This is a genomic window from Empedobacter sedimenti, assembly GCF_030005555.1.
Taxonomy (GTDB): domain Bacteria; phylum Bacteroidota; class Bacteroidia; order Flavobacteriales; family Weeksellaceae; genus Empedobacter; species Empedobacter sedimenti.
Window position 1 is genome coordinate 31668 of record NZ_JASCQG010000005.1, and the last position, 12444, is coordinate 44111.

Genomic DNA, 12444 nt, shown 5'->3' on the forward strand with positions numbered 1-12444 from the left:
TCTACTTATAACCTAAATCTACGATTATCTTTTTTCTCTGATTGTATTTTTTTATGATCTAATCGTTTCAAATTTGAAGCCTTCGTAGGTTTAGTTTTTTTCCTTGATTTAGGAACAATTAATGCTTTTTCAACTAACTCCTGTAACTTCTCTGTTGCTTTCTCTTTATTCTCTAATTGAGAACGTGACTCTTGCGAATTGACTTGTAAAAATCCTTCTGAATTAATCTTATTCTTTAATTTTTCTACAATCAAATTCTTTTCTTCATCAGTAAAATAAGTTGATTCTAAAACGTTCCATTTAGCCAAAACCATTGTTTCAACTTTGTTTACATTTTGACCTCCTGCTCCACTACTGCGTGCTGTTTTGTATATTATTTCTGAAGAAAAATCTTTCATTAATTATTTGTTTTCTTTGTAAATAATAGATGAGATGCTAAACAAATTATTGTAAAAAATGTACCAACCATCACAACTCCATTCCATTGATATTTATCCCAAGCATTGGCTGCAATAAATGTACCCAACGAGCCACCAATAAAATAACTTGTCATATATACAGTATTGACTCTGTTTCCTGCTTTTGTATTCAGACTAAAAATAATTGTTTGATTAGATACATGCATCGCTTGTAATCCTAAATCGATTAATATTACACCAACTATTAATCCCCAATATGTATAACCAAATTGATAAAAGAATCCCCAGGCAAGTAGCATAATAATGATGGAATAAAAAATAATTCTGGATATAGAAAACAGTTTTGACACTTTACCTACCAAAGCTGCAGCTAATGCTCCTACAGCTCCTATTAATCCAAAAGCTCCTGCTACATCACTTCCTACATGAAAAGGAGCCTCTTCCAGATGAAAAACCAAAGTTGTCCAAAAGGCACTAAATGCTGCAAATCCTGTTGCACCACGAAAAGCAGCTAATCGTAATTGTGGTTGTGTTTTGACTAAATCAACAATAGATTTCATTAATCCACCATAAGTTCCTTTAAAATTTGGTTGAATTTCTGGTAAAAAAATGTAAATAAAAACCCATAAAACTACCATCAATACTGCTCCTAATAAATAAACTTCGCGCCAACCTAAGTGTTCTCCAATAAAACCACTAAAAACGCGAGAAAGTAAAATACCAACTAACAAGCCACTCATCACCATACCAACAGATTGTGCTCTATTTTGTGGTTCGGCTAACTCCGCTGCCATTGGAACAAAAATTTGTGGAATAACTGACGTAAAACCAATTAAAAAACTAAGTGGAAAAAGCCAAGTTACAGAAGGTGCAAAATACATACCCAAAAGTGAAGCAATAATGAAAACAAAATCAATCAAAATCATTCGTTTTCTTTTTAGCAAATCTCCTAAAGGTATGATAAACAATAATCCTGATGCATAACCAATTTGAGTCAACATCGCGATATTGGAAACATTACTTTCGGAAACATTGAAATCTTTTGCTATTAATGACAACAATGGTTGATTGTAATAATTATTAGCAACTACTAACCCACTTCCAATAATCATAATCCATAAAATTATTGGTGTTAGTTTTGGTTTTTGTAAACTATTTTCCATGATTAATAATCGCTTGCCTCTGATAAAAGTTTTACATCGTCATGAGAAAGTTGAATATTAACTGCTTCTACAAAAGCATCAAGATGACTCTCTTTTGTTGCACTAACAATAGGTGCTACAACTGTTTTTTGCTCCAATAGCCAAGCCAATGAAACGGCAGAATAAGAGATATTGTAACGATTAGAGATTGTTTCTAAAGCATCTAGAATTCTAAAACCTCTTTCATTCAAGTATTTTTTTACACCATTACCTCTTACACTTTTCTCTAAATCATCTTCACTCTTATATTTTCCAGACAAAAACCCACTAGCTAAACTATAATAAGGAATTACACCTAACTTGTACTTTTCTGCAACTGGTTGTAAAAACTCTTCGAAATGCTGACGATCAAATAAATTATATTCAGGTTGTAAGGTTTTATATGCAGGTAAATTATATAATTCGGCTTTATCTAATGATTCGATTAATCGTTCTGAAGAAAAATTTGAAGCTCCAATAAATCTAACTTTCCCTTCTTTGATTAATTGATTATATGCTGACAATGTCTCTTCTACAGGTGTTTCTGTATCATCATAATGAGTTTGATATAGATCTATATAATCAGTTTGTAAACGGATAAGTGATTCTTCTACTTCTTTAAGAATATGTGCCTTGGATGTGTTCGGTTTGTCCTGAATCATATTTCGTCCTCCTACTTTTGTAGCAAGAATTACTTGATCTCTTACTTCTCTTGATTTTATCCAATTTCCGATAATTCGTTCAGATTCTGTTCCAACATTACCTTCAACCCAATAAGAGTAATTATTTGCGGTATCTATAGCATTAAATCCTCTATCCAAAAAAGCATCAAGAATTCGGAAAGATTCTTCCTCATTTAATGTCCAACCAAAAACATTTCCTCCAAAAAAGATAGGCTTTATCTGTAAATCTGTATTTCCTAATTGTACATTTTCCATGGGTATAAAGATAAAAAAAAGCTACTTTGCAGTAGCTTTCTTCTTGTAAAATTTTTTGACTCACACGTCGAAAAATGTAACTTTTAGGATACTTTACGTTTTCATAGGTTTAGAAAACTAGTACCTAAGTTTAATACTTAGTTTGAAATCGATATACAAATATAGTATTGTACTTATTTCTATCAAAAAAATAGAGTTTCCGTTTTGTGAATTATCATTTAGCGATGGTAAACATCTATTTTAAACAAGTGAATTTATAAATCAATTCTCAAAATCAATGTAACTTTAGTTCCGTCTGAATCCGAAATTATTTCAATATTCTTTGTTGTATTATCATTCAGAAGTTTCAATCGTTCTTCAATAATTTTCAACGCCTTTGACTCATGCAAAGCATTTGCTTCTTTCGCAATCATACCTTTTCCGTTGTCTATGATATTGATTTCGAGAAGATCTCCTAATTTATTAATATTAAGTTTTATTGTTGGATCTACATCATTCTGGTCAAAAGCATGAACAAAAGAATTCTCTAAAAGTGGTTGAATTAACATTGGTGGAATCTTAACATTATAAATATCAATTGATTCGTCAATATTAACTATGAAATTAATCTTATTCTTCCATCTAAAATTCTCTACTTCGACATAAAGTTTTAAGAAATCGATTTCTTCTTTTAAACTAATTTCATTTTTTGTCGATAAGTTTAACATTTGTCGAATAAGATGAGAAAAACGACCTAAACTGTTCAAAGCATTGTCTACATCGTTATCTAATATGTAGTATTGTATTGAATTAAGAACATTGAAAATGAAATGAGGATTCATCTGAGATTGTAAAGCAACAAGTCGAGTTTCTGTTAACTGTCTTTCCAATAAAAGGCGATTCGTTTCTTGCTTACTTTTCTCGTTTAATTGATTAATTTTTAATTGATTAATCGTTTTAAGTGTTTTTATTTTAGAAGAATTGTATTTGTAAATAAGTAATCCTAAAGAAATTAAAGACAATAAAATAAAGTAAATATTAAGATAAAAAGGTTCTTTAATTTTAAATGAAATCAAATCTACAATTTCCACATCACCATTAATTGTATTAGTAATCTCGAGTTGAACCTGGTAAGAACCAAAAGTTAAATTTCGGAAGTAAACAAACTCATCCGAAAAATACTCGCTCCATTTTTCATCAGGATTTACTCTATAACGGTATTTATAATTCAACGGAAATTCTACATCGACAAGTGAAAAATCGATAAAAATATTGTTCTCATTGTTTTTTAATTCTAAGTTTTTGTTGATCAAATCAAACCACATAAACTTCTCATTATCAAACTTTTCTTCATTAATTTTTACACTTGTAATAATTAGTTGGTGACTTTTTTTAGCTTGATTAATTAATTGATTAAGATTTATCTTATACAATCCATTTTCTACACCCAATGTAAGTGTTTTTCCATCAAAAATAGACGAATGAATATCTTTGTTTACAAACCCTAACTCATTATTGATAGTGTATATTTTTTCTTGATCAAAAATCAATAAACTTCTGTTTGTCCCAATTACAATTTTTTGATCAAAAACATCTATTGAGCTTATATTTTCTCCACCAATTTTACGAATATCGATCTCTTTTAACTGACGTAATTGCTCACCTTTAATTTCTAATAAAAATACTTTTGAAAACTCTGTAGCAACCAAAATCTGATTATTACCAATGCACTTTATCATCTTCAACTTGGCTTCTTTAAACTGATTTGTCTGTAAATATGATGTAAAAGCTCCGTTTTCATATTTAAACAAACCGTCCATTGTAGAACCAAAAAAAACTGAATAATCATTCTTAGTTATAGACACAACATCTTTTGGAACGTTAGCTTGAGAATCAGCAAACTTCGTGTATTTTAAGTTATACAAATCATCAAAAATCAGCATTCCTGTTACTGAATTTGCAACAATAAATTGATCATTAAAATAGGTGAAATAATATGGTTTAATTGGTAAATAATTCTTAATATTTGCTTGAAAATCAACTTCAAACAAGCCTAAATTTGTCGAAACCCAAAATGAATTTTTATACTTAATAATACGATAAAAGCGTAATTCATTTGGTTTCAGATTATAATTAATTTCCTGAAAATCTTTGTTTTTCTCTTGAATAAATTTTGAATGCTTAAAACGATTATTCTCCATAAAAGCATAAAATTTTTCTCTGGACAAAAACGTTTTAATCAGTTCATTTTCTTTTATATACAAACCAAGTGGCGATAAAAAATAATCCTTACCATTGATTTTGAACATCTCAATTATTTTTCTATTATCAATAGTAGAATAATCAAGAAAATGATTCAAATGAATTTCAAAAACTCCTTTATCTAATGTTCCGAGATAAATTAAATTTTGCCGATCATCCAAAGCAAACTCATTTGGATACTCGGAAGTAATCTTAAAATTAACATTCTGATTGATAAAAAGATTGTTTTTGAACTCAGCGATCATTCCGTTTCCAGAACTATTATCGTACCCTGTAGTAATTAACGAATTTCGTTTGTGAGAAATAAACTGATCGCGAACACTAGAAACATCAATTTTATGATAAGTATTTTTTTTTGCTAAAAAATCATCTATATTGATAGTGAAAAATCCATTATATGTAGAAAAATAAAGTCTATTTTGATATAAATAAGCATTTAATAATCGATTAAAGCTGTTTACAAAAATCAATTTGTCTTTTGTTACCTCAAAAACTCCGTGATCTATCGTAGAAACATATAGCTTGTTTTTATACTTAAAAAAAGTAAGTGCCTCAAAAACAATATTATTACTTTTCTCAAAAGAAGGATTAGATATTTGTTGCGATTTCAAATCAATAATAGAAACTCCACCTTGCGTAGCAACATACATTAAATCATTATCTATAAATAATTTACGAACCCTATCTGAAACTAAACCTTTAGATGTATTAATCTTTTCAAAACCTTGTCCTGTAAATTTAACCAAGCCTTGTCCATAACTACCAAACCACATATTGTGCTGTTTATCTTCAGTAATCGTCGCTATATTATTGAATTGTATTTTTTCAAAACGTTTTAATAATTTAAAACTTTCCATATCTTTTACAATAACACCAAAACGAGATCCAACCCAAAGAAAATTTCTTGAGTCTTTGTAAATACTTAAAATTTCATTTGCAGGTAAACCGTTCTCGTAAGTATATTGTTTGGTTAATGTATATTGACCAAATACAAAACTTTGGAAAAGAAAAAAGAATACGAATAGATTACGAAATAACATTCGATAAAATTTTATAGCCTAACGAAGTGACTGGTAAGCTGATTTCACCATCTTTTGGTTCGCAATTCAAAATCAACACATTATTACGTTTATCAAACTTTTTGGCAAAATTTATATTCACCAAATAGGAACGATTAACTCTAAAAAAATTTGTTTGATTGATTAAACTTTCTACCTCTTTTAGTGTTTTAGTAACCATGTAAGCATCGTCTTTTGTAAAAATTGTACAATAACTATCGTCTGCTTTACAATAGATAATTTCGTCAATTTTAATTACTAAAACCTCTGTAATTGATGGAATAAAAATGATTCCGTGCTCATTTTTAAAGATGTTTTTTAAATCCTCATTACTTAACTCTTCTTCAATTTCATCTAAAATTGGCGAAGAATTCTCTATTTTTTGAAAAGAATTTTGTCTCTCATCAAACCGGTTTAATAAAGTTTTTAACTCCGCAATAGCAATTGGTTTCATCAAATAACCTAAACATCCCCATTGATTAACTGCTTGTAAAATATAATCGGAATGAGCTGTTGTAAAAATTACATCAAAGGTAATTTCATCAAAATAATCAAATAGTTTGAACCCAAATTCATTTGGCATCTGAATATCCAAGAAAACAATATCAGGGTTAATTTCATTAATTAGCTCAACGCCTTCTTTAACAGAACTTGCAGTATCAATCGATATAAAAAAATTTGGCAAAGCATGTTGAATAATTTTCTTAAGCCCTTGTTGTGCAAAATGTTCATCATCAATAATAAGTGCTTTGTAATTTTTCATGGTCTTGATTATTTCTCACAAATATAACTAAAAAAGGATGCTCTATAAGAACATCCTTTTATTTGAATCATTTATTGTATTATATTTTTTTTGACTTTAATTGCAAAAAAACGCAAGCGATAATTGCTCCGACAGAAGCCATTATAAAACCTACCCATAATTGCGAATTATAACCTAATCCCATCGCAATTGGAATTCCACCTAAAAAAGCCCCCAAAGCATTCCCAATATTGAAACTTGCTTGTCCAGCTGCAGCTGCTAAAGTTTCTGATCCCTTTCCGTTCTTAATCAACATCATTTGTATTGGCGAACCAATTGTAAAAGCTATTAAACCAGTTATAAATGACATGACATACGCCATAATTTCGTTATGAGATGTAAAATACACTACAACTAAACATATAGCCATTGAAGAAAATGAAATAATCGCGGCTTTATTAGGTGACATCGTATCTGCTAATTTTCCACCAATAAAATTCCCTACAAACATTCCTAAACCAATCAAGGTCATAATAATAGGAACTTTAGCCTTTGGTAAATTAGCAACGTTTGTCATTAAAGGAGAAATATAACTTATCCAAGCAAATAGACCTGATGTACCAATAGAAATCATTAATATTAGTACCCAAGCTTCCCATTTTTTAAAGAAACTTAACTGTTCTGTTAAACTTCCTTTATTTGTATTTTTAAGATTAGGTATCCAAAGTGATATAGCTAACATGGTGATTAATCCTAAACTTGTGATAATTCCGAAAGTTAAACGCCAAGAAAAAACTTGTCCTAGTTTTGTTCCTAACGGAACACCTACCAAATTAGCAAATGTAAGACCTGCAAACATAATAGAAATAGCCTGAGCTTCCTTTCCTTTTGTCGCTAGTTGAGCTGCCACAACAGATCCTACTCCAAAAAAAGCACCATGTGGTAATCCAGACATAAAACGAGCAATTAATAAGGTATTATAACTAGGAGCTATCACAAATAATGCATTAAAAATGGTAAATAAAAGCATATAAAAAATCAATACTTTTTTAGGAGAATATTTACTTGTAGCCATAATTAGTGTAGGTGCGCCAACCATAACGCCCATTGCGTACATGGAAATAAAATTTCCGGCTGTTGGAATTGAAATATTCAAATCCTTTGCAAAATCTTCTAACACTCCCATCATCGAAAATTCCGTCATTCCGATGGCTAAACCTCCCATTGCCAAGGCAAGTAAACTCTTTTGTACCATTTATTCTTCGTATAATTCTATCGGCAAACCGTCAGGATCTTCAAAAAAAGTAAACTTCCTTTGTGTATATTCATCCACACGAATTGGCTCTGCATTTATCTGATATTGCTTCAACTTCTCTATTTCTTTCTCAATATTACTCACTGCAAATGCCAAATGCCTCAAGCCAGAGGCTTCAGGACGAGAAACACGTTGTGGTGGATTGGGAAACGAAAAAAGTTCGATGCAATAATTATTTTGCAAAGCTAAATCTAATTTATAAGAATCTCGCTCTTCTCGGTAAACTTCTTGCAAAATTTCTAAGCCTAAAATTTCTGTATAAAAATGTTTTGATTTTTGGTAATCAGAACAAATTATGGCAATATGATGAATTTTATTTAATGTTAACATTGTTTATAGGTAATGATTGTTTTTTGCTCTTTCGTATTGTGGTGGCCAATTAATATCTTCCTTTAACTCTTTTGCAGCAAGCAATGCAAAGTATGGATCGCGCAATAATTCTCTACCTAAAAAGATTAAATCTGCTTCATTATTTTGAAGAATTTCTTCAGCTTGTTTTGCTTCAAAAATTAAACCTACAGCACCAGTTATTGTATTTACTTTATTTTTTATTGTAGATGCAAATAGAACTTGATAATTTTTTTTAACCTCAATTTTCTGTTGACTTACTCCTCCTCCAGACGATATATCCATTACTTCCACTCCTTTATCTTTCAGAATTTCACATAACTTTACTGTTTCTTCAAGATTCCAACCATTTTCTGCCCAATCAGTTGCTGACAAACGAATCCAAAGAGACTGAGTTGTTATGTATTTCTTCATTTCATCAACGATTTCTAAAACAAAACGAATTCTATTCTCGAAATTACCACCATAATCATCTGTTCTATAATTAATCAATGGAGATAAAAATTGATGAACCAAATATCCATGCGCTCCGTGAATTTCCAAAATCTCAAAACCAGCTTTAATAGCTCGTTCCGTCGCTTTTCCCCATTGTTTTATGACATCTTTTATTTCAGGAATTGATAATTTTTGCGGTGCTTCATCAGTTTCATTAAAAGGAAGATCAGAACTCGAAATTGTTTTCCAGCCATTTTTTTGGTCAGATTTTATTTGTTGATGTCCCAGCCAAGGCTTTTCTGTACTTGCTTTTCGTCCTGCATGCGCCAATTGTATTCCAGGAACACAATTATACTTTCTTATTTCTTGAGTTAACTTTAGATATTCAGTAATATGATCATCGTTCCAAATTCCTAAATCACCATACGAAATTCTACCTTCTGGTGTTACAGCTGTAGCTTCTTGAATTATTGCAGAAACTCCACCTACAGCCCTCGAAACATAATGTTGAAAATGCCAATCATTAGGAAATCCATCCTTCGCAGAGTATTGACACATTGGAGACATTATAATTCTATTTTTTAACGAGATAAAATCGTTTATATTAATCTGTTCAAACAGTTTATTCATTTGTAAAATCTTTTAATGCAATATAAATTTATAAGATTTATTCAATACTGACAAAAAACATGAATTTAAAAAAATCTAATAATCAGTTGAATATCGTGATAAATCGTTAAGCCTCAGAATAATTTTGAAGAAATCTTTCATTGTTTCTCACATTGTTCGTAATTTTACAAAAAAGTGAATTTTGGAAAAGAAAAAGATTGTCATTTTAGGTGCTGGATTTGCCGGACTTAAATTAGCCCGTAAATTAAATAATAACCCACACTTTTCTGTTACACTTATTGACCGCTATAATTACCATCAATTTCAACCTCTTTTTTATCAAGTTGCAACAGCTGCAATTAACGCAAGTGATATTTCATTCCCTATACGTAAAGTTTTTCAGGGAAGTAAAAATGTGAGCGTTCGTTTAGCAGAAGTTACGGCTATAAATAAAGAAAATAACGTTGTTGAAACTACAATTGGTGATTTTGCATATGACCACTTGGTTGTTGCCATGGGATGTACCACAAATTTCTTTGGTAACAAGCAAATTGAGGAACTATCGTTCCCAATGAAATCGACTAATGAAGCGTTAACGCTAAAAAATCGATTATTAACAAACTTTGAGAGTGCCTATTCTGCTGAATCTCCCGAAGAAATGGAAGAAATAATGAATATTGTTGTTGTAGGTGGAGGACCAACTGGTGTTGAGCTTTCAGGTGCAATTGCGCAAATGAAAAAATTTATTCTTCCGAAAGATTATCCAGATTTAGATTTCTCTAAATTGAATATCTACTTGATTGAAGGTAGTCCAAATTTATTAGGACCGATGTCTGATTTGGCTCATAAAAAATCAAAAGAGTATTTAACTGATTTAGGAGTAAATGTTTGGACAGAAGGACGCGTAACTGATTACGATGGAAAAACAATTTCTCTTGCTGATGGTCGTACCATCAAAACGCGTAATTTAATTTGGGCAGCTGGTGTTATGGGAAATGTCCCTGATGGAGTTGTGACAAAAGAAGAATTACAAAGAGGTTTCCGTATCAAAGTTGATCGCACAAGTAAAGTTGAAGGATCTAACAACATTTATGCAATTGGTGATATTTCTTACATGGAGACGCCAAAGTATCCACAAGGACATCCACAGTTAGCACGTGTTGCAGGAGATCAAGCTGTTAATTTAGCTAAGAATTTCGAAAAAATTGGTAATGGTGCTAATCAAGAAAGCTTAAATTTATTTGAGTATGATGATCCAGGATCTATGGCAACAGTTGGTAAACGTAAAGCTGTAGTAGATTTACCTAAATTCTCTTTCTCTGGACGTTTAGCTTGGTACACATGGATGTTTTTACATTTAATGTTAATCTTAACAGTACGTAACAAATTAGCTATTTTCTTAAACTGGGCTCAAACATATTTTACGAATGATTCTTCATTACGTATCATTGTTCGACCAACGAAAAAAGATTTTAGATTTAACCTAAAACAATATCGTCGTTTTCCAAAAAACAGAGATAAGGAAGTAGAAGCTTAGAAAAAAATCAATAAAAAAAGCCACTCGTAGATGAGTGGCTTTTAATTTATCTTGACTTCGTCGGATTACCTTTACGGTCGGTTTTAATTCTTTCAGTAGATATTTTAGCAGATGTAGCTACTTTTGCAGATTTTTTATATTTCTCAATGAATTCAAACAATCCATCAAAATCACCTGTCAAACTATTTCCATTTTGATCTTTTAAAGAAAAATTAGAACGTAATAAACTTCTGTTGTAATTATCGAAATAGTTTTCTAAGAACATACTACCTGATCTAAAATCTTCATCATATACATTCATAGAACCAGAACCTGTTATTGGCTCGTAATTAGACATCATTGGATCTTCAAAGTACTCAATGTAATCTATTCCACGATCATCGTTTTCTGTAACATAAGTTCCATTAAATTTTAAATCGCCTCTTTGATAAATTTTCATATATACATATGCTCCAGATAATCTTCCATTTGCAGGAACAGGATTTGTAGAAAACTCTACTCCATAATAATATCCTCCATCTTTTTGCTCGATGTCTGCAACTACAGCATTTCTTAAAGGGAAAGAATGTCCCATATAATTAATCTGTCCAACATTTACAATATCTGGCGCATCATAATAACCATCATCAGTATTAACACAAGAAGTTAATGATACCGAAGAAACAGCTAACATTGCTAAAAATATAATTTTTTTCATAATTTCTAAATTTTCAAACTAATAATATTATCCGTAAATACAAATAGCGTGCTAAAAAATAATAACAACTATTATTTGCATAAAAAAAGTGTTGCAAAAAAATGCAACACTTTTAGTATGAATATTTTAAAAATTATTATCCTTTGATAACAATCTCCATTTTTTCTTGTTCTTCTAAAGCTAATTCTAAATCAACTAAGATACGACCTGAATGTTCGTCAGCGATAATTTTTTTACGTTGAGCAATATCCATTTGTCTTTGTGGTGGAATTGTAAAGAAAGATCCTGCAGAAGCTCCACGTTGTACAGGTACAACAGCTAAACCATTTTTTACAGAATTTCTGATACGGTTATAAGCATCTAATAATCTTTGTTCGATTTTAGCAGAGTATTCAGAAGATAATTTAATTAAATTACTTTCTTCTTTCTCTGTATCTTTTACAATTGTATCTAATTCAGCTTTTTTGTGCTCTAAATGTTGTTTCATCGAAGCTAATTTTTCGTTGAAATCTGCAATTTGAGCATCTTTCTGAGAAATTTTAACTGTAAACTCACGAATACGTTTCTCAGCCAATTCGATTTCTAAACCTTGGTATTCAACTTCTTTTGCTAAAGCATCAAACTCACGATTATTACGAACGTTATCTTGTTGTTTTGTATATTTTTTAATTAAAGCTTCAGCATTTTTAATTGCTTCTTTCTTTAATTTAATTTCTTCATCCAAACCTTTTGTTTCGTCTACAACTTTTTGGATTCTTGTTTCTAATTGTGCAACATCATCGCTTAAATCATCCACTTCTAAAGGTAACTCACCTCTTGTATTTCTGATTTCATCTAAACGAGAATCAATTAATTGTAAGTCGTATAATGCGCGAAGTTTTTCTTCTACGCTTAGTTCTTTGATATTTTTTGTTTCAGACATAG

General features: G+C 30.5%; 11 protein-coding genes. 1 reads left to right on the forward strand and 10 read right to left on the reverse strand.

The window, feature by feature from the left end; all coding sequences use genetic code 11:
* Positions 1-5: 5 nt before the first annotated feature.
* The 8 genes from arfB to QHG34_RS06560 form a co-directional block, all read right to left on the reverse strand.
* Positions 6-398, reverse strand: a complete 393-nt coding sequence (gene arfB / locus QHG34_RS06525) for an alternative ribosome rescue aminoacyl-tRNA hydrolase ArfB (RefSeq protein WP_282629397.1) — start codon at positions 396-398, stop codon at positions 6-8.
* On the reverse strand, positions 398-1582 hold the full coding sequence (locus QHG34_RS06530; protein WP_282629398.1) for an MFS transporter: 1185 nt from the start codon (positions 1580-1582) through the stop codon (positions 398-400). The genes arfB and QHG34_RS06530 overlap by 1 nt, the downstream gene beginning before the upstream one ends.
* 2 nt (positions 1583-1584) lie before the next feature.
* Positions 1585-2538, reverse strand: coding sequence for an aldo/keto reductase (locus tag QHG34_RS06535; protein ID WP_282629399.1), 954 nt, complete (start codon positions 2536-2538; stop codon positions 1585-1587).
* A 254-nt stretch (positions 2539-2792) separates the two neighbouring features.
* Positions 2793-5819, reverse strand: coding sequence for a sensor histidine kinase (locus QHG34_RS06540; protein ID WP_282629400.1), 3027 nt, complete (start codon positions 5817-5819; stop codon positions 2793-2795).
* Positions 5806-6600 carry a LytR/AlgR family response regulator transcription factor gene (locus tag QHG34_RS06545; protein WP_282629401.1) on the reverse strand — a complete coding sequence of 265 codons (795 nt, stop codon included), beginning with the start codon at positions 6598-6600 and terminating at the stop codon, positions 5806-5808. Before QHG34_RS06545 ends, QHG34_RS06540 begins: the two co-directional genes overlap by 14 nt.
* A 79-nt stretch (positions 6601-6679) precedes the next feature.
* Positions 6680-7834 (reverse strand): MFS transporter, encoded by a 1155-nt coding sequence (locus QHG34_RS06550; protein WP_282629402.1) that lies wholly within the window; start codon positions 7832-7834, stop codon positions 6680-6682.
* Positions 7835-8224 (reverse strand): SMU1112c/YaeR family gloxylase I-like metalloprotein, encoded by a 390-nt coding sequence (gene gloA2 / locus QHG34_RS06555; RefSeq protein ID WP_282629403.1) that lies wholly within the window; start codon positions 8222-8224, stop codon positions 7835-7837.
* Between the two features lie 3 nt (positions 8225-8227).
* Positions 8228-9307: an NADH:flavin oxidoreductase/NADH oxidase gene (locus QHG34_RS06560; protein WP_282629404.1), complete on the reverse strand. Its 1080-nt coding sequence runs from the start codon at positions 9305-9307 to the stop codon at positions 8228-8230.
* Positions 9308-9488: 181 nt separating this feature from the next.
* Here QHG34_RS06560 and QHG34_RS06565 point away from each other — a divergent pair, with 181 nt between their 5' ends.
* A complete protein-coding gene (locus QHG34_RS06565; protein WP_282629405.1) occupies positions 9489-10823 on the forward strand; it encodes an NAD(P)/FAD-dependent oxidoreductase in 1335 nt (444 codons plus the stop codon).
* A gap of 46 nt (positions 10824-10869) precedes the next feature.
* Here the strand turns inward: QHG34_RS06565 and QHG34_RS06570 are convergent, their stop codons facing one another.
* Both QHG34_RS06570 and QHG34_RS06575 read right to left on the reverse strand, forming a co-directional pair.
* Positions 10870-11520 (reverse strand): hypothetical protein, encoded by a 651-nt coding sequence (locus QHG34_RS06570; RefSeq protein ID WP_282629406.1) that lies wholly within the window; start codon positions 11518-11520, stop codon positions 10870-10872.
* Positions 11521-11656: 136 nt separating this feature from the next.
* Positions 11657-12442, reverse strand: a complete 786-nt coding sequence (locus QHG34_RS06575; protein ID WP_282629407.1) for a zinc ribbon domain-containing protein — start codon at positions 12440-12442, stop codon at positions 11657-11659.
* Between the last annotated feature and the right edge of the window lie 2 nt (positions 12443-12444).